The organism is Faecalibacterium sp. AF28-13AC, assembly GCF_003478405.1.
GTDB lineage: Bacteria > Bacillota > Clostridia > Oscillospirales > Ruminococcaceae > Faecalibacterium > Faecalibacterium prausnitzii_E.
Genome location: NZ_QUFG01000009.1, coordinates 53,236 through 76,129, shown reverse-complemented (window position 1 = coordinate 76,129; position 22,894 = coordinate 53,236). Strand labels below are relative to the sequence as shown.

Here is a 22,894-nt window from a genome sequence, read left to right as displayed (position 1 = left end):
CTCTTCTTTGTTCTTATTTCTATCCACGCCCTCCGCGAGGAGGGCGACTTTGGAACCCATCGTCAAGTTGGTGTACATACGGCATTTCTATCCACGCCCTCCGCGAGGAGGGCGACGGACAGGTCGATCTCGGTATACTCCTTGTCGTCATTTCTATCCACGCCCTCCGCGAGGAGGGCGACCGGTCAGGATGTAGTCAGCAGCATCCGTACCGAATTTCTATCCACGCCCTCCGCGAGGAGGGCGACCTCTGCGGCGGTAGAAATGTTCTTCTCCATGATATTTCTATCCACGCCCTCCGCGAGGAGGGCGACAGCAAAAACGGAGAAAAACATCTCCGCTTTTGTTTCATTATAAAACGATCTGCACAGATTTGGAAGAGCTTGTCCAAAAACATCCGAAAAAACAGCTGCGATCTGCACAGAACGGCTTGAAAACATGGTGCGAAGGAGACGGAAAAAGGGTGAGTGCTTTCCATTCGCACCGAGGGAGAGGGCTAGAAGATCAGCACGTCTCCGGATTCAAACAGGGGATGCACCCCGATATGCTCGACCTTGGTCTTATAGTTGTTGCCCAGTTGATAAAACCGCAGACTGTCCAGATCGGGGTCGATGAGGGCGGCAAGCTCGGACTTCAGAACAGCAAACTGCGCGGCGTCCAGCAGGCACTCGAAGACAGAATTCTGCACCCGCTGCCCGTGGTCCACGCACTTTTTGGCGACTTTGCGCAGGCGTTTGCGCCCAGCAGCGGTCTCGGTGTTGACATCGTAAGTGATCAGGACCAGCATAGACGAACCTCACTTCCAGAAGAATGGCGGATACAGTTCCAAATCACCGCGCAGAGTCCGCGCCAGAAGGAGCGCCTGCACGTAAGGCACCAGTCCCCAGGGCAGTTTCTCTTTCAGGAAGGGATGGGTGATCTGCTCCTGCTTTTTGGTCTGCCAGGCTTTGAGAAACGCGCGGCGGCCATCGTCTGTCAGGAGGACAGCACCATTCTCCTGTTTCTGGAAGTGCTTCGCTGTCAGCAGTTTCTGGTTGATGCAGGACAGCACGAACCGGTCTGCGTAAACGGCGCGAAGCTCTTCCATAAGGTCCAGCGCCAGACTGCGGCGTCCGGGACGGGCGCGGTGCAGGAAGCCGACATACGGGTCCAGCCCGACGCTGCTCAGTGCGGAAGCGCAGTCGCGGGCCAGCAGAGAATAGGCAAAGGAGAGCAGCGCGTTCACATTGTCCAGCGGCGGCCGACGGTTTCGGGATACGAACGGAAACGCTTCATGCTGCTGTAAAATGAGGGAGTCGAAGCAGTCAAAGTAGCGCTGCGCTGCTTCCCCTTCCAGACCGCGCAGCTGGTCGAGATCGTCGCACTGCTCAATGAGCGGGAGCGCCGCCGCAAGCTGGGCACTCGTGCGTTTGAGTTCCTCTACGGGTACGCGCTGCGGGTGGTCGCGGGTGGCGCGTTCCAGTACCCAGCGGGCGTTGTAAACTTTGCCAAGGATGAAGTACCGCGCATAGCGGCAGCTCAGCGCTTCGCTGTCGGAGATGCGGTACTGGGTCTGCCGCAGCAGGACATTGCCGCGCTCTTCGCCGACGGTGCGCGCCAAAAACTGGCCGTAGGGGCTGAAAAAGCAGAGGTCGATGCCCTTGGCCGCGCATTTGCCCATGAGTGCCGGGCTGGCACCGGAGCGGCTGAAGCAGACGATCCCTTCCAGCGTGTGGAGCGGGACCCGCCCGATCTCGGTCTTCTGGCGGCTGACCACGACATTTTCGCCGTCGAGCGAAAGATAGGCGTCTTCCGAAGTGACGTAAAGCTGGGTCAATAGCTGTCTCATGGCGTGTCCTCCGCTTGCACTTCGTCCAGATAGGCTTTCAGGTAGGCCCTGGGGTCGGCGCGTTTGTACAGTGCGGGCAGGCAAAGCTCTTTAAGGGAGCAGGCGTTGCAGAAGGTTCCCGGCTTGACTTTTGGAGTGTAGCCGCGGGCGAAATACTGGTTCATCTCGTCGGCCATGGCCTGCGTTTTTTGGCGCAGCGCGTCCGTCAGCGGGACGAGTTCCCGCCGCCGTGTTTCCTCGTAGAAGAGCGCGGCCTGCGGGATATCACAGGCCAGCATCTCTTCCAGAGCCATGGCCTGCGCACAGAGCTGCAGCCGGTCGGCGTCGTTCTCCTTGGCGCGGCCATGTTTGTACTCCACCGGCATGGGCCGCCAGCGGCCTTCGGTGTGCTGCAGCGGGATGCCCTCCGGGTCCGCCCGGAATTCCACAACGTCGCAGTCTCCGCTGAGCCGCAGGCGGTGGCTGACGACCTTCATCCCTCGTGTGATGAGCAGATCGCCTCGCCGCTCGGTCTGCGCGGTGTCATGGCAGCGGGTATGTTCCAGCCGCCCTTCCGCAGTGCGAAGGTTCTCAGACCATTGCTGTTCGAGGTGGATGAGCGCCCACTGACGACGGCAGAAGCAAAAATGCTGGATGCCGGACATCAACAGGTAATCGTCCGGGGCGGACATCAGGACATCCTCTCGCAGGTGACTCCTTCCGGAAGGGCGTCGGATACGGTGACAGTGTAATCGTGGTAGCTGCGCGCCGGGGTGGTGGGGTCTCTGCGCTGGACGGTCACGGCATCGAACAGCTTGTATGCGGGGGCGTTGCCAAGCTCCGAAGAATGCTTGAAGACGATGAGCTCCCGCACGGCCATTTTACCGCGCGCAGCGCTGTGATCGTTCTCGAACATGTTCAGGATGGCCTCCCACAGCAGCTGCAGGTCATCTTCTGAGAAGCCGGTGGTCTTGCGGGCGAGATTGGCGGAAACATAACCTTCTGCACGGTAGAGGGCATAGGGGACGATGTACTTGCGGCCCATTTCGGTGCCCTTTTTCTCAGCATCGGCCTCCGTGGTGATGGCAACGCGGGTGATCGTGACTTCCTGCGGGATGATGGTATCCACCGAACGCGCAAAGCTCAGCTGGACCGGGCCGCGGACCTGACCGCAGTTGAGCGCGCCTTTGACAAACGTGGTCATAACAGCGCCAAAGGTGCGGATATCGTAGTAGTGCTCACACATGTAATTGCGCAGACGGCGATCAATGTCCGGGTCACTCTTCTTGGAGGCCTTGAGGTCCTCGCTGATGCCAAGAGCTTTGATGGCGTCGGCGTCGCTGCGGTTCAGAGGGACGGTATCCTTGATGTAAATGCGGTAATTTTCGTCATTTTCCTTGACCGTCTCCACATAGTTGCGAATCTTCCGCTTCAGGCAGACATCGGTCACGAGACCGTAGCCGGTTTCCGGGTCGATGCGGGGCATGTTGCCTGCGTCGGGGTCACCGTTTGGGTTGCCGTTTTCAACATCGAACAGGATCACAAAATCATAGCGGTTTTTGATAGGCTCAGACATGTCAGTTCCTCCTTATAATTCAAACATTCTCAGTGGAATCAGCGGGGGCTTTCTTCTGGAAGCGGGCCTGATTCTGATAGTAATAACCCAACTGGAACGAACCCTGGCTGGCGGGGTCAAGATGGGGGGGATAGGATGTGCCGACGCGGATGGAAAGTTCTTCCAACTGGCCTTGCAGAAAACCGGCCAACTTTGGATCGCTGCGGCGCAGGACCCGAAGGTGGCTGACGGAAAGTTTGCCCAGAAGGTTGAAGACCTGGCTGGGATTCGAAGAAGCCGCATTAAAATAGCGGTCCTTGATGGTGGCATTGATGTTGGAAGAATTTGCCTTGGCCGCAGCCAGCTGGATCTGTTCGTATAGCGAGAACATCCGGCCAAGAGTATAGGGGATATTGTTGCATGCTACATTCAATTCAGGCATATCCAAAACCTCCTTTGGAACCTGTGGATGGGGATGGCGGCGGTAATAAGCCCGGATGATGGCCGCCCGGCCGCGTGTGATCGTTTGTTCGGCGCGTATCCGCAGTTCCGCTCCATTCAGAAGTGTAGCTGGATAGGGGGTGCCCGTCAGAATAGAGCGCAGAACATCACCTGCAAGCTGCGGCGAAGGTTTTTTATCACGCGAGTTCTGGTTGACAGTCTCCTGGACCAGCGACCAGACGGAGAGGGTCTCACGCTTGTCAAAAGCGGGGTGGATCACAGTGATATCCTCTGCATACCGCTGCAGCCGCTGTGCAAATACCTGGAAGGTGTCACGCAGAAAGAACCGTACCGAAATACGTGCCGCGTTGGGCGAGAGCCCCAGCACATAAAAGTGCTGGCCGGGCTGCAGATTCTCTCCCATCCAGCTGCAGGGCTGCCCTTTGGCAAGGTTGTCCAGCGCTTTGCTCAGGTCGTCTTCGGTAAGGCCATGGTTTTCCGGGATGCCGAACAGGGCCATCATGCCGAGGGAGGAATAGCTGGGGGACGCGTTTTCGGCCCAGCAGACCACAGCGGTATCGCCGAGGATACGGCAATGATCCCGGTCGGCCAGCAGCGTGTTCAATGCAGTGGTGTAAGCAAAGGCGGCATATTCGCTGACAGGGGCATTCTCGCCCTGCTCGTGCCCATAGGAACAAAATGCCGGGGCGTTGAAGGAAACGAGCGCGGCTCCGGAGCTCTGTGCGCCGGGAACACCCTTGATGGAGGGATGCAGCCGGGCGGCTGGGGCCTGCTGGCCGGTCACGAGACACTGGACCAGCGGAGCGTCGGGCGAAGCGCTGCTGTAGTGCTGCTGCCATGCCGCTCGGATCGCTTCATCTTCAGTGGACAGGATGCTGCCCTCCGGCCCTTCATAGTCGAACAGAAGGTTGGCGTTTCCGGTGATATCCTTCCAGCGGTCAGCCAGTAACGGGTGGGCCGATGCTTCTTCGGGCTTCCAATGGTCAAAAAACGCAAGGACCGCTCTGGCCGCAGGGGAATCAACCCCATCCAGAATGGCATGGTGCAGCTTTGCACAGGCTTCGAAGCACTGGATGGAGCGCTCCGGCTTGCCTTTTTCGTCTGCACCCAGCAGATAGGTGGAATTGTCGCACAGAAAATTTGCAGCAATGCCGGAAGCTCGTTTGACATGGGCAGGAACTGCCATTTCCCGCGGGGCGAGCACTTCTTTTTTGCCGCGCGGAACCATCTGGCGGCAGTCCACGAGGTCGATGAGCTGGCCTTCCGCGTTGATGCGGAGCCAGTAGCTGACCTTGAACTGATTCTCCCAGCCGGGGGCTGAGATCTGTCCGGTGCGGAGCAGCTGCTCATAATAAGCAGTCAATGCCTGTAAGATCATGTGAACACCTCCACATCCCGGCAATCCATCACCCCGTTGACCAGCTTTGCCCGGAAGAACTGCGAGCGGATGTTGGCCGGGTCAGAATAATCCAGATCATACAGCATGAATCCGAGGTCCTGCGTGGCTTCTTCCAGTGCAGGAATGTCGCCGCCGGGCCACTCCCGGAAGTTGGCAGGGAACTCGCGGCAGCCAAAGCAGGGCTGATGATAGCACTGGCCTTTGCTCAAACGGCGGCGAAGGATATCCTGGAATTTTCCGGGGTTGTCGCCGGGGGCTGCCTTGTCGGTCATGGTGAAGTGACACTCGATGACATAGTGGACGTCCTGTAGGACCATAGCGGCGCGCTGCTGGATGTCCTGGCTGGTGTAGAGCACCGGCGGCGTTCCTCCCTTGGCGGCAGACAGTGCTGCGGAAGCCAGCAGGGTGGAGCGGACCTCGTTTCGCCGGATGTTGGTGAACTGGATGGGACTCAATAAGTAGATGCGGTCAATGTGGTACTTCAGGCCAGGGTGCCAGTAGATCGCTTCAACGAGCCCTCTTGCGGCCGACGGCGTGATGATGTCGTAACTGACACGTTCGGTCTTCATTTCGGGCCGGGAGAAGCATCCATAGGGTCCCCAGACTTCAATGCGCATGGACATGCGCATCACCTCCTTTCAAACGGTTGTCGGACTTTCAGGCGAACATCGAATTTGCCCATTGCAACCACCTCTTTGTCTCGATTTCATTTAAGAGATATGTAAATTATATCTTCTGGCCCTGATTATAACATGGGTAAAAATGGAAATCAAGGACTTTCTGCAAAAACCTTGCGGTACATAGTAAAATCTACTATAATAAATTTGGTCATTCTGCCAGTTTTGAAGAAACTGATGGGAATGTGGATTGAAATATTTAGGAGATTTGTAAAGCCTAGAGGGAAAAGCAGTGGAGTCGCGTGCTCTGCTGCTTTTTCCTTTTCAGAGGATGATCGCCCTACCTTCTTCGATCTCCATCGAAAGGCCGGTCTTGCGGCTGTACAAGTCTGGATCAGCGAGGATGGCGGAATCATCGGGGAAATCCGGAGAACGTTCCAATGCACCGGCGGCGTCCAGCGAACGGAACTGCTTTTCATAGCATTCTACGCTGTAAATGCCCAGGCGGCGGAGCTGAGCACGGCTGATGTGTCCGCCGCGAAGCGATGCGCAGAGGTCGGCACCTTCCTCAATGGGAAGATAGATCGTGTAAGTGTGGTTATCAATGAGGTGGAACTTTCCGGCAACCTGTGCAAAGGGAAACTGACATCCCTTGATACCATGCTGAAAAGCGTCCAGAATGTTCTGTTTGTCAAGTGTTGCACGGGTGCGATAGAAGGATTCAAAATAGCTGTGAATGGCATCCGGTGTGTCGAGCAGGTCGTAGGCCCGCTCGGTGGCATTCATGGCGTTGACATTCTGCGAAAGCATGGGGAGCGGTGCCAGACCTTCCAGCTGGAAAGAAGCAACGATGCTTTTTTTCGGGTCGCGTCTGCCCTCCCGGTTGCAGCGCCCGGCGGTCTGGAGCAGGGAGTCCAGCCCCGCGGTTTCACGGTAGGCGAGCGGAAAGTCCACATCGACGCCTGCTTCGATCAAGGAGGTGGAGACGACCCGGCAGGGAAGCCCCGCCTTGAGCCGTTGGCGGATCTCGTCCAACTGTCGGCGGCGGTCAGCGGCACAGAGGAAGGTGGTCAGGCAGTAGCTGCCTTCGGCGGGGAGCTGTGCAAACAGATCCTGGGCGGTCTTGCGCCGGTTGACCACACAGAGCACCTGTTCGGCAGACGAAAGCTGTGCGCAGAGGGCCTCAGCGGAGAGGGTGCCCAGATCTTGCCGGGTCACGCGGCGAAGGACTTCATAGAGGTGAGCCGGGTCGGGGCTGAGTTCTTTTGCGGTCAGGCCAGGGGCAAGCTCCTGAAGCAGCGGCGTCAAGGCGGGCTGCGTTGCGGTGCAGAGAACGGCGGTAGTGTGGTAGTGCTGGACCAGCTGTGCGATGGCGGAAACGCAGGGCTTCAGGTAATCGGTAGGGAACGTCTGTGCTTCATCAAAAAGAATGACACTGTTGGCAATGTTGTGCAGTTTGCGGCACCGGCTGCTGCGGTTGGCGTAGAGGGATTCGAAGAACTGCACAGCGGTCGTCACCACGATGGGAGCGTCCCAGTTTTCGCTGGAAAGCAGTTTCCGGTACTGAGCAGGTGTCAGGTCGTCTTTTTCGGTCAGCTTGTAGTCTACACCGGAAAAGTGGGCCAGCACATTGTCTTCTCCCAGAAGATCTGCGAACGTCTGCGCCGTCTGGTCGATAATGGAAGTGTAGGGGATGACGTAAATGATGCGCTCCATCTGCGGCTTTTGTGCCACAGCATGTTCCAGCGCAAAGGCGAGGGACGCGAAGGTTTTGCCACCGCCCGTGGGAACTGTGAGCGTATAAAGCCCCTGTGGTGCATGAGTACCCTGTTCCATGCAGGCCCGCAGTACTTTGTTCCGCTCCTGCGCGACAGGGGAAGCGGCAGGGCTGTCAAGGTAGCGTTTGGCCTGTGCCCGGACTTTTTCCAGCAGAGCGGAAAGTGGTTCCCCCATCCCACGCGGGGCTGCTTTACCGTCCATGAAGGTCTCGGTGTCGATGAAATCGGCATCGACCAGGCTGGAGTAGAGCATCCGGGTGAAAAAGGCCATGGTCAGGTTGTCCGGCTGGCGGAGCAGCCACGGCGGCAGAGCGGCTTTGGCAGGGGAGATCTCCTGTTTCCACTGGGAGCAATCTTCGATCCGCCGCTTGGAGCGGCCGACCAATGTGCTTTCGTCGGCAGTATCATGCGGATTTCCGAGGTCGGGGATGCCACTGTGATGTCCGGCAATGGCCAGCGCGGCGGGAATGTTTCCGTCCTGGATCGCGGCCTTGGCTCCAGCAGTGGAGTGGTCAACGGGCGGGCCTCCCTGCAAGCGTTGCTGGAAACCAGCGCTATATTTTCCGATGTCATGAAGCAGGGCGGTATACGCTGCTTCTGCTTGTGCGCCAAACGCTGCGGCAAAGTTTCCGGCCAGTGCAGCCGTGCTGATCAGGTGTTCTTCGATGGTCTGTGTGCGGGTCTTGTCATCACTGATGTGCGCGAGCAGCTTCATAAGAGAGCCCTCCTGAACGATAGGATACCGTTACCATACGAGAAATGGAAGTTGTTGTCAATTGGCATCCTTCCTATAATTTCAGTATAAATTCTGTTATGTCCCATAAATCGTACTTCCACGCTCCCTTCTCAAAAAATCTTGCCTTTTCCCCCAAAAAGGCTTACAATAGCCTCGGCAAACCGAAAAGACAAGGAAACAATTTCGGAGGACAGAACAATGGCTTGTACTACAATTTTAGTCGGCAAAAACGCATCATACGATGGCTCCACCATGGTCGCCCGCAACGACGATTCGGGTTCGGGGCATTTCACGGCCAAAAAGTTCGTGGTCGTGCAGCCGGAGGAGCACCCGGCCGTCTATCGGTCGGTGATCTCCCATGTGGAGGTGCCGCTGCCCGGCCATGCGCTGCGGATGACGGCCATGCCCAACGCGGTGGAAGGCGAGGGCATCTGGGCGGCAGCGGGTGTCAATGCGGCCCATGTGGGCATGACGGCTACCGAGACCATCACGTCCAACCCGCGCGTTCTGGGTGCAGATCCGCTGGTGGTGTACCAGCCCGCCAAAGGGGAACGGCCGGAAGTGCCCGGCGGCATTGGCGAGGAGGACATCGTCTGCCTCGTGTTGCCTTATATCCGCACGGCCCGCGAGGGCGTGGTGCGCCTGGGCGAGCTGCTCCGGACGTACGGCACCTATGAGATGAACGGCATCGCGTTTCAGGATGTGAACGAGATCTGGTGGCTGGAGACCATCGGCGGCCACCACTGGATGGCTCGCCGTGTGCCGGACGACAGCTATGTCGTGATGCCCAACCAGCTCGGCATCGACAGCTTCGACTTTGCCGACGCCTGCGGCGCACAGGAAAACTACATGTGCTCGGACGACCTGAAGGCCTTTGTGGACAAGCACCACCTCGACCTCTCGCTGGACGGCAGCTTCAACCCGCGCGATGCCTTCGGCAGCCACGACGACGCCGACCATGTGTATAACACACCGCGCGCCTGGTTCATGCTGCGGTATCTGAACCCCAACACCTGGGTCTGGGAAGGCCCCGATGCAGACTATACCCCGCATTCGGACGACCTGCCCTGGTGCATGGTCCCGGAGCGGAAGATCACACCGGAAGACGTGAAATACCTGCTGTCTTCGCACTATCAGGGCACACCGTATGACCCGTATGCCGCCTATGGCGACCCGAAGAGCAAGGGTGCCTACCGTACGATCGGCATCAACCGCAACAGCTTCATGGCGCTGACCCAGATGCGCCCGGATCTGCCGGAGGAGTTCCGCACGGTGGAGTGGATCGCCTATGCGTCCAACGCCTTCAACACGATGGTGCCGTTCTATGCCAATGTGGACACCACCCCGGCCTACCTCGCCTGCACCACTGGCGAAGTCTCCACCGAGAGCTTCTACTGGGTCAGCCGGATGATCGCTGCCATGGCCGATGCCGCTTACGGCAAGTCCATCTTCCATGTCGAGCGCTACGAGGAGGGCGTCCTCTCCGCCACACGCGCCCTGCTGAACGCCTACGACGAAAAACAGGCCCAGGAGGCCGACCCGGCCCGCCGTGCCGCCCTGCGCACGGAGGCCAACGAGGCCATCGCCAGAGAGCTGAAGGCCCGCGCCGCCGATACGCTGGACAAGGTCCTCTTTGAACTGAGCTGCACTATGAAGAATGCCTTCTCCCGCTCGGATGCCTGAGCAACAAATAAGGGAATAACAAGGAGCGTCTCCGCACAGAAGCTACTTCGTGCGGGGGCGCTCCTTTGTTGTGCCAGAAACAGCATTTCATAAGGATCTCCCGATGCAAAAAAACTCAGAATGATGGATATAAATCATAAAGAAAATGATTTTTGTATGCGTTTCATATTTTTGCGGGGGGGGGGGGGATAAAAATGAAAAAACATGGAGGAAAACATTGACAGACGGCTATAAAAGATGGTATCTTATGAGAGAGGCTTTATACCTCGGATGTCATTGTACCCTGAGGAGGGGAAAAACTTTTTGAAACGATATGACCAGGCAGGAAAAGCAAAGTGGCTGATCCTGGTCATTGCGGCAGGTATCCTTCTGCTGGGTGTGATCCTGTATGCAGGGGGACGCTGGCTGGAGACCAGGAGCGTTGAAGAAGCACGCGGGGATCTGACCCAGACGGAAGCGGTGGAAACGCAGGAGTACAACGGCGTCACATACCAGCGCCGGGAGGGGCTGACCTCCATCCTTGTGATGGGCGTGGACCATGACAGTGCTGTGGAGAGCGAGGGCGCTTACCAAGGCGGCCAGGGAGATTTCCAGCGGCTGATCGTCATCGATCCGGAACGCCAGGTCATCCGTCAGTTGAAGATCGACCGGGATACCATGACAGAATGCACCGTGCTGGGCTACCTTGGCAGCCCCATCGGCACCAAAGAGATGCAGATCAGCCTTGCGCATGGCTTCGGCGATGGCAAGGAGGAAAGCTGCGAGTATGCCCGTGAGGCAGTGGAAGGTCTTCTGCTGGGAGAATCCATTGATTTTTACGTGGCCATGAACATGGATGGCATCTCGGAGCTGAACGATCTGGCAGGCGGTGTCACCGTGACATTGGAGGATGATTTCTCCTCCATAGACCCTGCAATGACCAAGGGCACGACCCTGACGCTGCATGGGGACCAGGCCGAGACCTTTGTCCGCAGCCGGATGACGGTCGGAGATGGGACCAACGCCAGCCGCATGGAACGTCAGGAGGCGTTCCGTGGTCGCGACCAAGAAGACTGCAAAGGTCTGAGTTTGAGAAAGTACCTTTTGTAGGTTTACAGAAGGCAGTGGCATTTGCTGCCACTGCTTTCTTTCTGCTTCAGAATAAATCAAAGGGAGAACAAAACTATGTCAGAATACCAAATGCCACCCCCCAATAAGGTGAATTCGCCCCAGCCCGGCAATGGAGACGAGGAGACCATTGACCTCCTGGAGCTGTTTTATGCGCTGCTGAGTAAATGGAAGCTGCTTGCAGCAGCAACCGTGGCCTGCGCCCTGATCGCAGCCATTGGGGTGCTGTTTTTTGTGACGCCCAAGTATCAGGCGTCGTCTACCATTTACGTCATCAGCCAGAAAGACTCGGACATCAACATCTCCGATCTGCAGATCGGCACGGCTCTGACCGATGACTATATCCAGGTCTTTCATATGTGGGAGGTGCAGGAGAAGGTGATCTCCAACCTGGACCTGCCCTATACCTACAGCCAGCTGGATAAGATGCTCTCTGTGACCAATGCCTCCAACACCCGGATGGTGGAGATCACCGTGACGTCGGAGTCTGCGCAGGAAGCAGCAGACATCGCCAATGAGTATGTTACCGTGGTGCAGGACTACATTGCTAAAAAGATGGCAACGGACAAGATCTCTATCATGTCCACAGCACTGGTTCCTACGGAGCCGGTCAGCCCGAACAAGACCAAAAGCATCCTGCTGGGAGCATTGCTGGGCTTTGTGGTCAGTGCGGGTGTCGTTGTTGTGATGACATTGCTGGACGATACCTACAAGACGACGGAGGACATCAAGAAATACACCGGCCTGGTGACGATGGCGGTGATCCCGCTGGAAAAGGGCGATGAGCCAAAACACCAGAGGGCAGACAAGCAGATCGGCCTGAAGTTGCCGGGAGGGAAAACGCTGTGAACAGACTTGAATTTCGAAAACTTCCCCAGTTGAGCTACCCGGTCAATGAGGCCTTCAACACCCTTTCCACCAATGTTTCCTTTTTGGGTCGGAATATCAAAAAGATCATGCTTACCAGTTCCCACGCATCCGAGGGCAAGAGCTTTACCAGCATTACGCTGTGCCGGAAGCTGGCAGAGCGAGGCAAGCGGGTGGTCCTGGTGGATACGGACCTGCGGCGGAGCATGATCACCACTGTTTATGGGGTGCAGTTTGCGCCGGGTTCCAAAAAGCAGGGCCTGTCTCACTATCTGGCCGGCATTGCCGAAAAGGAGGAAGTCCTGTTCCACACCAACGTTCCGGGCATGGACTTTATCCCTATGGGCCACGAACTGCTGAATCCCATCCCGCTGCTGAGCTCTGAGCGGTTTCAGAACCTGCTGGATGGACTGGCAGAGCAGTACGATTACGTGATCGTGGATGCGGCTCCGGTGGGCGTGGTCATTGATGCTGCGGAGATCGCAAAGGTCTGCGATGGCATTCTGCTGGTGGTGAGCTACAATCAGGTCCACCGGCAGGAGCTGATCGACGCAAAAAACCAGTTGGAACAAACGGGCTGTCCCATCCTCGGCACCATCCTCAATCAGGTGGATTACGAGGGCTTTGCCAACAAGAAGTATTATTACAAATCGCATTATTCCAGTTATTACAAGGCCTACGAAAAAGAGGCAGAAGAAAAGAAGAGCTGAACCCATGACAGAACAGTTTTTAGATCTGCATACGCATGTGGTCTATGGAGTGGACGATGGTGCCCGCACGGAAGAACAGATGCGGGCGATGCTGGACGCAGCTGTTGCCAACGGCATCACCACATTGGTGGCCACCACCCACGCGACACCGGGCCTGGAGGCCTTTCCACAGGAGCGCTACCAGCGCCACCTGGATGCAGCGCAGGCCTATTGTCAACAGCAGGGGTATGGATTGCGGCTGTACCCCGGTGCGGAGCTGCTGTACAACCCCATGCTGCGGGATGCGGCCAGAGAAAACGGCCTGCCCACGCTGGCCGGTACGGATTGGGTGCTGATGGAGTTTTTACCGCAGACTTCCGCCAAAGAGCTGGAAAACGGGCTGGAAGAAGTGGCTGTGTGCGGCTACTCCATTCTGATGGCCCATGTGGAGCGCTACCGTTGCCTGGAATCGCGGGGCCTGCTGGAAAAGCTGAAGGCCCGGTATCCTGTGGCCTGCCAGATGAACGGTTCCACGGTGCTGGAGCCGGGCAGCTTCTGGAAGCGGCGGCGGGTGGAACGCTGGCTGAGCAGCGGTGTCATTGATGTGGTAGCATCGGATGCACATAACACCACGTCCCGGCCGGTCAATCTGCGGGAAGCCTATCAAAAGCTGAAACTCACCTTCGGCGAGGAAACAGCGGACCGTTTGACCGGGCGCAGCGGCCTATGGAAGGAATTCCGGGACACCTTAGCACAACAAAAAGTGACTTGACGTTCCAGCAAAGTGCTGGGGAACGCTTCCTTCTGCACAATGCGTAGCATGTTGGGAGCAGATGTGCAAGACGCAGAAAAAGCAAAACAGCGGCAGTTTTCCAAATTGGAAAGCGGCCGCTGTTTTTTGAAATCAATCTTGTTAGAATTTGCTAAAATTCTTTGAACTTATTTGTTTGCACAAAAAAACTCTAGATGCAAAATTGTTGCATCTAGAGCAAAAATAAAAAATCACACCCCCGATGCGCCGTAGTTTGCCAGCACACGGGCGGAGGGGTCGTTGACGTTGCAGCCGGGCCATGCCTTGTTGGGCATCCAGAAATCGACGATGGTGCGGCTCTGGTCGTGGTAGTATTTCTCGAAGATCTCGCGGTAGAACAGGCTCTCCTTGGTGAACGGCATGCAGTGGGCCGAATAGTTTGCCCGGCGGAGCTGGAACTCCTCGTCGGTGTAAAGGCTCTCGGTATACTCCTTGATGTCGTCCACCATGCTGTGGCCCACGGCGTCGGAGAAGGCGGCCTTTTCACGCCACAGGATCTCCGGCGGCAGCCAGTCGCCCTCGAAGGCTTTGCGCAGCAGGTACTTGCCCTTGCCGTAGCTGTTCAGCTTCTTTTCGGGGTCAATGGCCATCACGTAGCGGACGAAGTCCAGGTCGCCGAAGGGCACACGGGCCTCAATGCTGTTGGAGGAGATGCAGCGGTCGGCGCGGAGGACATCGTACATATAAAGCTCGCGGATGCGCTTCTGGCTCTCCTGCTGGAAGGCGTCGGCGGTGGGGGCATAGTCGGTGTACTTGTAGCCGAACAGCTCATCGGAGATCTCGCCCGTCAGCAGGACACGGACATCGGTCTGCTCGTGGATGGCCTTGCACAGCAGATACATGCCCATGCTGGCGCGGATGGTGGTGATGTCCCAGGTGCCCAGCAGGCGGATGACCTCTTCCAGGCTCTGGAGGACCATCTCCCGGTTGATGATGACCTCGTGATGCTCGCTGCCCAGATAGTCGGCGGTCTGGCGGGCATACTTCAGGTCGATGGCGTCGGTGTCCATACCGATGGCAAAGGTGCGGATGGGCTTGCTCAGCTTTTTGGCTGCGATGGAGCAGACCAGCGAGGAGTCCAGACCTCCCGAAAGCAGGAAGCCGACCGGTGCGTCGGCGTCCAGACGCTTTTCCACACCGGCGATGAGCTTTTCGCGGATGTTGGTCAAGGTGGTCTCCATGTCGTCTTCCATGGGGGCGGGCACATCGGCGATGTCCTCATAGCGGACGAAGCGGCCGTCGCAGTAGTAGCTGCCAATGGGGAAGGGCCGGATGTCGTCGCACCAGCCGATGAGGTTCTGCATCTCGGACGCGAATGCGATCTGGTGGCTGGACTTGGAGTAGCCGTAGAACAGCGGGCGGATGCCGATGGGGTCGCGGGCTGCGATGAGGCGGTCCTTGCGGGAATCGTAGAGGATGAGGGCGAACTCAGCGTCCAGATGGCGGAACATGTCGAGGCCGCACTCATAATAAAGCGGCAGCAGGATCTCGCAGTCGCAGTCGGACTGGAACTTGTAGCTACGGCGCTTCAGGATCTCTTTTTCAAAGCGGAAGCCGTACAGCTCGCCGTTGCAGACCACACAGTCGGCTCCGCGGTAGAACGGCTGCATGCCTTCGGGCGTCAGGCCCATGATGGCCAGCCGGCCAAAGCCCATCAGGCCGAACGGCCCTTCCACGACCCGCTGGTCGTCCGGGCCGCGCATCACGGTGCGCAGCAGATAATCCTTGAACTTGGCGGCACTCAGATCGTGCCCGGTGTAACCCATTACACAACACATCGTTCTTACCCCTCTCAAGTGACCGCTCCGTCATTGCTTGGCAATGCCGCCTTTCCGGATCGGAGCGGTCTCAAATAAAAAAATACGGCAGCTTTCATCCCATTTTGCTAGGACGAATGCTGCCGTATCCGTGGTGCCACCTAAATTACCGACACGCTGGGCATGTCAGTCACTTTTGTGCGCTCTCCCCGTTGAAAGCACTGCCGCGATAACGAGCGGCGCACGTCTGCCCCTACTTGCCGCCTTGCGCGGGTTCAGGGGGAAGCTCACGGGGGTTCGTTCGGGTCCGGCTCTCTGCGCGGCTCACACCTGCCCGCGCTCTCTGAAAAAGAGCGGTTGGACCTTACTTTTCCCGGTCAACGCTTTTCTTGCCTGAATTGTATCACGGCTTTTTGTCCGTGTCAACAGCCGAATTTGAATTTTCTGCGGTTTGTTCAGCCTGCTCATTTTGCTGCGCACAGCGGCGGCAAAGTCCGTACAAAACGCTTCCCTCGCACTGGAGCGTAAAGCCGTGTTCGGCCATCAGATGGGCGCGCACCTCGTCCATGAAGTGGCAGTCCAGGTGGTAGATCCGCCCGCACTGCACACATTTGAGGTGCAGATGCTCCCGGCAGTGCCGCCCTTCGTCCACATACTGGAACACCGCTTTTTCGCCCTTGTCAGCGACGTATTTCATGATGCGCTGTTCGCCCGCCAGCTTGTCGAGATACCGGTAGACGGTGGTGGGGTTGGGGCTGGCGCCCTCGGCCTCCAGATGTTCCAGAATATTCGACGCACTGACCGCGTGCTGCCGGTTGTTGATGAGGTAATCCAGGATGAGCTGCCGGGTTTTGGTGTTGTATCCGCCGCGACCTGCCATGATATCCGCCTTCCTTTCCGCATCAAGTGTACCACAATTTATCCTTCGATGCAAAACAAGATGGGAGAGTTGGTGACAAGCACAAAAAACTTTGTGAATAATGCGAGAAAATACGGCAGAATATCTGTGCAAAACGGAAAAGCTCCCAATCTTTTGGAAAAACTCTTGTAAAGATTGACAAGTTGTGTGATAATGTTTATATGAGATGAGTTGGATTATTTCAGGGATACAAGCTGCCTTTCGGGCGGCTTTGCGTTGTTTGAGACGAACATCGGAATGAAATGATCTGTTCGGTTAGGAGATTGGAAAGATGAAAGAGATGGAACAGCAGGCAAAGCAGAGCTTGAAGCTCCAGGCCTACCAGTACCTGAAAACAAAGATCCTGAACTGTGAGTACCGTCCCAATGAGTTTCTCAACGAGCAGAAGCTCTGTGCGGAGATGGGCAACATCAGCCGCACCCCCATGCGGGATGCGTTGGGCCGGTTGGAGCAGGAGGGTCTCATCACCATTCTGCCCAAAAAGGGCCTGATGGTCTCCGGCATCACGGAGGACGATGTGCACAGCATGTTCGAGATGCGCCTTCTGGTGGAGCCGTATGCGCTGCGCAATTACGGCAACCTGATCCCCCGGCAGGCACTGGAAGACTATAAGGAACTGATGCACCACCCGGACCGCATCGACGACTTCTGCAAGTCGGACGATGACTTCCACGAGCTGCTGATGAGCAGCCTGCCCAACAAGTACCTGCGCTCGGCCTATGACCGCATCACCGGCCTGAACACCCGGTTCCGCATCATGACCGGCAAGGTGAGCATGATCAATCAGGACCAGACCTGCGAGGAGCATCTGCACATCCTGGATGCGGCCCTGAACGACAACTGGGACACCGCCGCCGATGCGCTGCAGCACCATCTGGAGCTGGCCCGCGATAAGGCCGAAGGCGTCATCAAGGTCATCCGACTGTGGTAAGGCTTACCCTCTCAGGCAAACCCACAGGGTTTGCCTGAGAGGGTACTTTTTTGCACAAAAACAGCACATTTGTCCAGAAACAGTGAGATGCGTATAAAAAATTCATAAAAATCATAAGAATTTGACATTGCATAGTTTTTAACAATGTGGTAAAGTAAAAGGCAGAGAGACCCGGCTGAAAACGGGTACAATGATTTGGAGGATCGTAATTATGGCTGATCGTATCGTACTGAATACCATTTCCTACCATGGCCACGGTGCCATCGAGAACATCGTTCCCGAACTGACCGCCCGCGGCTACAAGAAGGCGTTCGTCTGCTCCGACCCCGACCTCATCAAGTTCGGCGTGACCAAGAAAGTCACCGACCTGCTGGATGCGGCAAACTTTGCCTACGCTGTGTACAGCGAGATCAAGCCCAACCCCACCATCGCCAATGTGCAGGACGGTGTGGCGGCCTTCAAGGCTGCTGAGGCAGACTGCATCGTGACCATCGGCGGCGGCTCTTCCATGGACACCGCAAAGGCTATCGGCATCATCATCAACAACCCGGAGTTCGCGGATGTCCGCTCTCTGGAAGGTGTCGCACCCACCAAGAAGCACGCCGTCTTCACCATCGCTGTGCCCACCACCGCCGGTACGGCGGCCGAAGTCACCATCAACTACGTCATCACCGACGTCGAGAAGAAGCGCAAGTTCGTCTGCGTTGATACCAACGACATCCCGGAGATCGCCGTCGTGGACCCCGATATGATGTCCTCCATGCCCAAGGGCCTGACCGCTGCCACCGGTATGGACGCTCTGACCCACGCCATTGAGGGCTACATCACCAAGGGCCACTGCACCATCTCCGATATGTTCCATCTGGAAGCCATCAAGCTCATCAGCGAGAACCTGCGCGGTGCCGTCCAGAACACCCCGGAAGGCCGTGAGGGCATGGCTCTGGGCCAGTACATCGCCGGTATGGGCTTCTCCAACGTCGGTCTGGGCATCGTCCACTCCATGGCACACGGCCTGTCCGCTCTGTATGACACCCCGCACGGTGTGGCCTGCGCCATCCTGCTGCCGGTCGGTCTGGAATACAACAAGAGCGTGGCCGGTGAGCGCTACCGTGCTGTCGGCAAGGCCATGGGCGTCCAGGGCATCGACGAGATGAACGACGCCGAGGCAGCTGATGCCACCATCGCCGCCGTCAAGCAGCTGAGCGCAGATGTGGGCATCCCCGCCAACCTGCACGGCATCCTGAAGGAAGAGAACATCCAGTTCCTGGCAGAGTCCGCTTACGCCGACGCCTGCCGCCCCGGCAACCCGCGTGACACCAGCGTGGAAGAGATCGTGGAGCTGTACAAGAGCCAGCTGTAACCCGCTCCGGTCTGGTCTGCGGTAACATCTAAAACCTCAAAATGCCATCTTCGGCCGCAGCGCCGGAGGTGGCATTTTTGCGATTCGGGCTTGTCAAACGCCCCGAAACCGGGTACAATCAGAGTACACTTTGTTTCAGGAGGGCAGCAGCCGATGAAATTGAATTTCTATACCCTCAGCGTCATCTATCTGGTCTACTCGTTTTTGGGCTGGGTGGGGGAGACGGTCGTAGCCACCGCCAAAGGCCGCCGGTTCACCAACCGCGGTGTGGCTTCCGGCCCGTTCTGCTTCGTCTACGGCACGGCGGGCGTTCTGTTGGCTGTGGGTCTGGCCGACCTGCGCAGCAGCTGGTTCGCGCTGTTCGCGGGCAGTTTTCTGATCGCGACCGTGGTCGAGTGGGTCACGGCGAAGCTGCTGGAACGGGTGCACCACCGCCGCTGGTGGGATTACTCCGATAAAAAATTCAACCTGGACGGCTACGTCTGCCTGCAATATTCTGCCCTGTGGGGTGTGCTGGGCGCAGTAGCAGTCCGCTGGGGCAACGACCTGCTGCTGCGGTTCTGTGCCTGGCTGCCGCCGCTGCTGCTCCACATCGCGGTATGGGTCAGCATGACGGTCGCCGTGCTGGACCAGATCGGTGCGGTGGTGGTCGTGGGGCAGTATGCCGCCAAACACCCCCGGCTGGAACAGCTGGGGCAGGAGCTGGGCAAGGGCACCGACCGGCTGCAGCAGAAGATCGCCGCCCGCGTCGAGCGCCGCATCCAGCGGGCCTACCCCGCAGCGGCCCGCCCGGAGCCGACCACCAGCGCCGAAAAGGCGATGAGTGTATCCGACCTGGTCTGGCTGTTCGTGGTGGGGGCCTTCCTCGGCGATGTGGTGGAGACCCTGTTCTGCCGCATCACGGCCGGTGTCTGGATGAGCCGGTCGAGCCTGGTGTGGGGCCCGTTCAGCGTGGTGTGGGGGCTGGCGCTGGTGCTGGCCGCCGTCCTTCTGCGGGGCAGCGAGCACCAGAGCGAGAGTCGCATCTTCTGGTTCGGCGTCATCCTCGGCGGTGCGTATGAGTATGTGTGCAGCGCCGTCACCGAGCTGCTGTTCGGCACCGTGTTCTGGGATTACAGCGGCTTCAAGTTCAACCTCGGCGGGCGCATCAACCTGCTGTATTGCTTCTTCTGGGGCATTGCGGCGGTGACCTGGATGCGGTACGGCTACCCGCTGGTGGCAAAGTGCATGGGAAAGCTGAAATCCCGCATCCGCCCCTGGATGACGGCGGTGCTGGCCGTCTTTATGGCAGTGAATATGCTGGTGTCAGCGCTTGCGCTGGCCCGGTACGATGCCCGCACCAGCGGCGTGGAGGCGGCGAACCCCGTCGATGTGGTTCTGGATGCGCACTTTGACAATGCCCGGATGGAGCGCATCTATCCCAATGCGAAAAAAGTCTCTTCTCATGCCCGGTGAGAGACTGCACAGCTGCCCGATAACATGAAAGCCCCCGCCGTTCGTCGGCGGGGGCTTTCTGTGTCGCAGGGAAAGTTACTGCTGTGCGAAGATCTTCACGTCGTCCTTGTCCATGAAGGCGGCACCGGCGAAACCGGCAGCTTCGAGCTGACCCAGCTGTTTGCCGAGCTTCTTGCCCTGGGGCAGGATGGTGACTTCGTAGTTGTCGCGCAGAGCGGCGGCTTTGGCGAGGACGGCGGGGAAATCTGCCTCCTTGCCGTAGAGCAGGGCGATCTTCTGCTTGGCACCGGGGATCTGATACCCCTGTTCCAGCAGGATGCCGCAGACGCGCTCGAAGCCGATGGAGAAGCCGACAGCGGGCACCCTGGTGCCCAGGAACTTGCCGATCATGTTGTCGTAACGGCCGCCGCCCGCCACGGCACCGCTGAACTGCGGACAGGTGATCTCAAACACCATGCCGGTGTAGTAGCCCTGGCCGCGGACGAGGCTGGGGCAGTAGGCCACGGCGAAGCGGCCGTCGGCGATGGCGTTGGCCGTGGCGAGAACATACTTCAGATCGTCGGCGATGGCGGGGTCGGCGCAGCGGGAAGCGACGGCATCCAGCGTGACGTCACCGGCGGCGATGAAGTCGGCCAGTGCCTGGATAGCGTTCTCCGGCAGCTGCTTTTCGGTCAGCTCGGCCTTGACGCCCTCGGCACCGATCTTGTCCATCTTGTCGAAGGTGATGCAGACGGAATCCAGCGTATCGGCGGCAAAACCCATGCTCTCCAGCATCCCGCGCAGGATGCGGCGGTCGTTGATGTTGACCGTGAAGCCGGTGAAGCCGATGCTCAGAAGGGCGCGGGCCGTCACGTCAATGAGCTCGACCTCGGCGTTGGGGGACTCGTCGCCCAGAATGTCGATGTCGCACTGGACGAACTCGCGCAGACGGCCCTTCTGGGGGCGCTCCGCGCGGAAGACGCGGTCGGTCTGGATGACCTTGAAGGGGTGGGGGAGCTTGTCCTTGTTGGCCGCATAAAAGCGGCTCAGGGGCAGGGTCAGGTCGTAGCGCAGACCCATGTCGGACAGCTGCTTCGGGTCGCCGGAGTCCAGCGCGCTGGTCAGCTTATCGCCGCGCTTGAGCACCTTGAAGATAAGGTTCAGGTTGTCGCCGCCGTCGGATTTGTCCAGATTCTCCATATCCTCCAGCATGGGGGTGGAGATGCGCTCGAAGCCGGAGGCGCGGTAGGTCTCCAGAATTTTGCCCTGAATGTAGTCGCGCAGGGCCTGCTCGGCGGGAAGAAGGTCCCGCATACCCTTTAATGCCTGTGTTTTCATGGATGATCCTCTCTCTATACCCTCTCAGTCACGCTTCGCGTGCCAGCTCCCCCAAAAGGGGGAGCCATTGGCATGTCGGGCAGGTCTGCACGTTGTCGCCTTCGGCTCTTACGCGGCTGAGCCTTGTCCTCATGGGCAGCATCTGCCTGCCCTTTGCCGCAAGGCCCACGGCCTTTCGGAAGGATGGCCTGAGCAGCCAGCAGGGCCAGAACCGGCCCGCCAGAGGCTCTCCCTTTGGGAGAGCTGGCGCGAAGCGCCTGAGAGGGTTATTCTTTTCATAGTACTTACAATTATAAAAGAATCTGCTCGTTTGTCAATCAAAAAGGGCAGACTAAGGGCAGAGGTGATGTAAAAATGCAGCAGTTTTCTGCAAAACATCCGTGGGCCATCCTGGCGGCGGGAGCCGCCATTCAGGTGTTGACGGGCCTGCCCGCCGCGTGGGGCGTATTCCAGCAGCCGGTGATGGACGAGTACGGCCTGAGCGAGCAGGGGGCCGGGTATGCGTTCGGCCTCCTGATCGCGGCGTTCGGCGTCGGGTGCGTGATCGGCGGCTTTTTGCAGGACCGCAAAGGCCCTCGGTGCGCTGCGCTCTGGGGCACGGCCCTGCTCTGCGGCGGTTTCTTTGCGGCGGCGCTGCTGCCGGGGGAGAAGGGCGGCTTTTTCTTTGGGGCATTCAGCATCCCGGCGGGGCTGGGCACGGCATTTCTATATCCGTCCATCCAGTCCTGCGCCCAGAAATGGTACAAGGGCCGCAAGGGGTTGGCCACCGGCGTCATCGGGGGCGCGGTGGGTCTGTCCGGCGCATTCCTCACCGTCTTCGTCCGGACGGCGCTGAAGGGCTTCGGGCCGGTGCAGGGCATCCGGGGCGCGTTCTGGGCGCTGGGGGCATTGACCCTTCCGGTCTGTCTGGCGGGCAGTCTGCTGCTCATCGACCCGCCGCCCGAAAAGCAGCGGCCGGAAGAACAGGGCCGGGGCAGGAACGCCCCGCCGCTCGACCTGGCCCCCTTGCAGATGCTGGGCACGAAGCAATACTGGCTCTGCGCGGGGGCGGTCTGCTGTTCCACCCCGGCGGTGCTGCTGTTCAGCCCCATCATCCTGAAGCTGGGCATGGAGCGGGGGCTGGATGAGCGCGCGGCGCTGTGGAGCGTGGTGCTGGGCAGCGTGGGCAGTGCGGCCGGGCGGCTGTTGATGCCCCTGCTCAGCGATAAAATTGGTCGCCGCCCGACCGATCTGCTCCTGTTCGCGGCGTCGTTCGTGCTGTCCGGCGTGTTTCTGTTTGCGCAGGGGTGGGCCGTGGCGGCAGTGTATGCCAGCCTGACCTTCTGTTACTCGGCGCTGGCGGCGGTGTTGCCTGCCCTTTCCACTGACCTGTTCGGTCTGCCCCACGCGGGGGTGAACTACGGTTTTCTGGCCCTGGGGCAGAGCGTGGGCAGCCTGGCGTTCCCCTTTGCGGCCAACCTCTGGGGGCTGGAGACCGGGCGGCACTGGCTGGCCATCGGCGGGGCGGCGGCAGGCTTTGCAGCCATCTGGGCCTTGCAGCCGGTCCAGCAGCAAAAACCACCAAAGAAAAACTGAACCTTTTGGCAGACCTGACAAAAAAATATCAAACGAAACGGGAAAAGCATAAAATGTGGCGGTTAGCTA

19 protein-coding genes, 1 CRISPR repeat array and 1 other annotated feature (1 of these 21 cut by a window edge) are annotated in these 22,894 nt (G+C 58.5%); of the genes, 9 read left to right on the top strand and 10 right to left on the bottom strand.

Annotation, left to right across the window (positions count from 1 at the left end; translation table 11 throughout):
* Positions 1-314: a CRISPR direct-repeat array (repeat unit 33 nt; unit sequence ATTTCTATCCACGCCCTCCGCGAGGAGGGCGAC) (it extends 4,653 nt beyond the left edge of the window).
* Between the two features lie 182 nt (positions 315-496).
* The 7 genes from cas2 to cas3 all read right to left on the bottom strand — a co-directional run bounded on the left by cas2 (position 497) and on the right by cas3 (position 8,333).
* Complete coding sequence (gene cas2 / locus DWY95_RS13105) at positions 497-787, bottom strand: CRISPR-associated endonuclease Cas2 (RefSeq protein ID WP_097793571.1); 291 nt, start codon at positions 785-787, stop codon at positions 497-499.
* A gap of 9 nt (positions 788-796) precedes the next feature.
* Entirely contained in the window at positions 797-1,828 is a 1,032-nt protein-coding gene (gene cas1c, locus DWY95_RS13100; RefSeq protein ID WP_118553832.1) for a type I-C CRISPR-associated endonuclease Cas1c, read from the bottom strand.
* Complete coding sequence (cas4, locus tag DWY95_RS13095; RefSeq protein WP_118553831.1) at positions 1,825-2,499, bottom strand: CRISPR-associated protein Cas4; 675 nt, start codon at positions 2,497-2,499, stop codon at positions 1,825-1,827. The genes cas1c and cas4 overlap by 4 nt, the downstream gene beginning before the upstream one ends.
* The gene (gene cas7c / locus DWY95_RS13090; RefSeq protein ID WP_118553830.1) at positions 2,499-3,383 is read right to left on the bottom strand and encodes a type I-C CRISPR-associated protein Cas7/Csd2; all 885 of its coding nucleotides are present in this window, start codon (positions 3,381-3,383) and stop codon (positions 2,499-2,501) included. The genes cas4 and cas7c overlap by 1 nt, the downstream gene beginning before the upstream one ends.
* A gap of 19 nt (positions 3,384-3,402) precedes the next feature.
* A complete protein-coding gene (cas8c, locus tag DWY95_RS13085) occupies positions 3,403-5,202 on the bottom strand; it encodes a type I-C CRISPR-associated protein Cas8c/Csd1 (protein ID WP_118553829.1) in 1,800 nt (599 codons plus the stop codon).
* Positions 5,199-5,846 carry a type I-C CRISPR-associated protein Cas5c gene (gene cas5c, locus DWY95_RS13080; RefSeq protein ID WP_118553828.1) on the bottom strand — a complete coding sequence of 216 codons (648 nt, stop codon included), beginning with the start codon at positions 5,844-5,846 and terminating at the stop codon, positions 5,199-5,201. Before cas5c ends, cas8c begins: the two co-directional genes overlap by 4 nt.
* A gap of 318 nt (positions 5,847-6,164) precedes the next feature.
* The gene (gene cas3 / locus DWY95_RS13075) at positions 6,165-8,333 is read right to left on the bottom strand and encodes a CRISPR-associated helicase Cas3' (protein WP_118553827.1); all 2,169 of its coding nucleotides are present in this window, start codon (positions 8,331-8,333) and stop codon (positions 6,165-6,167) included.
* A gap of 219 nt (positions 8,334-8,552) precedes the next feature.
* On the opposite strand from cas3, the gene DWY95_RS13070 reads away from it, so the two are divergent.
* The 5 genes from DWY95_RS13070 (at position 8,553) to DWY95_RS13050 (ending at position 13,472) form a co-directional block, all read left to right on the top strand.
* Positions 8,553-10,037: a C69 family dipeptidase gene (locus DWY95_RS13070; RefSeq protein WP_118553826.1), complete on the top strand. Its 1,485-nt coding sequence runs from the start codon at positions 8,553-8,555 to the stop codon at positions 10,035-10,037.
* A gap of 303 nt (positions 10,038-10,340) precedes the next feature.
* Positions 10,341-11,126, top strand: coding sequence for an LCP family protein (locus tag DWY95_RS13065; RefSeq protein ID WP_158577565.1), 786 nt, complete (start codon positions 10,341-10,343; stop codon positions 11,124-11,126).
* A 75-nt stretch (positions 11,127-11,201) separates the two neighbouring features.
* Positions 11,202-11,993, top strand: a complete 792-nt coding sequence (locus tag DWY95_RS13060) for a Wzz/FepE/Etk N-terminal domain-containing protein (RefSeq protein WP_118553824.1) — start codon at positions 11,202-11,204, stop codon at positions 11,991-11,993.
* Complete coding sequence (locus tag DWY95_RS13055; protein ID WP_118553823.1) at positions 11,990-12,721, top strand: CpsD/CapB family tyrosine-protein kinase; 732 nt, start codon at positions 11,990-11,992, stop codon at positions 12,719-12,721. The genes DWY95_RS13060 and DWY95_RS13055 overlap by 4 nt, the downstream gene beginning before the upstream one ends.
* Before the next feature lie 4 nt (positions 12,722-12,725).
* Positions 12,726-13,472: a CpsB/CapC family capsule biosynthesis tyrosine phosphatase gene (locus tag DWY95_RS13050; RefSeq protein WP_118553822.1), complete on the top strand. Its 747-nt coding sequence runs from the start codon at positions 12,726-12,728 to the stop codon at positions 13,470-13,472.
* 230 nt (positions 13,473-13,702) lie between these two features.
* On the opposite strand, the gene asnB is transcribed toward DWY95_RS13050, so the two are convergent.
* Positions 13,703-15,277 (bottom strand): asparagine synthase B, encoded by a 1,575-nt coding sequence (gene asnB / locus DWY95_RS13045; protein ID WP_118553821.1) that lies wholly within the window; start codon positions 15,275-15,277, stop codon positions 13,703-13,705.
* Positions 15,278-15,394: 117 nt separating this feature from the next.
* Positions 15,395-15,658 (bottom strand) — a binding site (T-box leader).
* Positions 15,659-15,671: 13 nt separating this feature from the next.
* Complete coding sequence (locus tag DWY95_RS13040; protein ID WP_097793557.1) at positions 15,672-16,148, bottom strand: transcriptional repressor; 477 nt, start codon at positions 16,146-16,148, stop codon at positions 15,672-15,674.
* A 310-nt stretch (positions 16,149-16,458) separates the two neighbouring features.
* On the opposite strand from DWY95_RS13040, the gene DWY95_RS13035 reads away from it, so the two are divergent.
* The 3 genes from DWY95_RS13035 to DWY95_RS13025 all read left to right on the top strand — a co-directional run bounded on the left by DWY95_RS13035 (position 16,459) and on the right by DWY95_RS13025 (position 19,933).
* Positions 16,459-17,118, top strand: coding sequence for a GntR family transcriptional regulator (locus DWY95_RS13035; protein WP_118553820.1), 660 nt, complete (start codon positions 16,459-16,461; stop codon positions 17,116-17,118).
* A gap of 211 nt (positions 17,119-17,329) precedes the next feature.
* Positions 17,330-18,478, top strand: a complete 1,149-nt coding sequence (gene fucO, locus DWY95_RS13030) for a lactaldehyde reductase (RefSeq protein ID WP_118553819.1) — start codon at positions 17,330-17,332, stop codon at positions 18,476-18,478.
* A 153-nt stretch (positions 18,479-18,631) separates the two neighbouring features.
* The gene (locus DWY95_RS13025; RefSeq protein ID WP_118553818.1) at positions 18,632-19,933 is read left to right on the top strand and encodes a putative ABC transporter permease; all 1,302 of its coding nucleotides are present in this window, start codon (positions 18,632-18,634) and stop codon (positions 19,931-19,933) included.
* A 75-nt stretch (positions 19,934-20,008) separates the two neighbouring features.
* Here the strand turns inward: DWY95_RS13025 and hisS are convergent, their stop codons facing one another.
* On the bottom strand, positions 20,009-21,250 hold the full coding sequence (gene hisS / locus DWY95_RS13020; protein WP_118553817.1) for a histidine--tRNA ligase: 1,242 nt from the start codon (positions 21,248-21,250) through the stop codon (positions 20,009-20,011).
* A 354-nt stretch (positions 21,251-21,604) separates the two neighbouring features.
* Here hisS and DWY95_RS13010 point away from each other — a divergent pair, with 354 nt between their 5' ends.
* Positions 21,605-22,825: an MFS transporter gene (locus DWY95_RS13010; RefSeq protein ID WP_118553815.1), complete on the top strand. Its 1,221-nt coding sequence runs from the start codon at positions 21,605-21,607 to the stop codon at positions 22,823-22,825.
* Positions 22,826-22,894 lie beyond the last annotated feature (69 nt).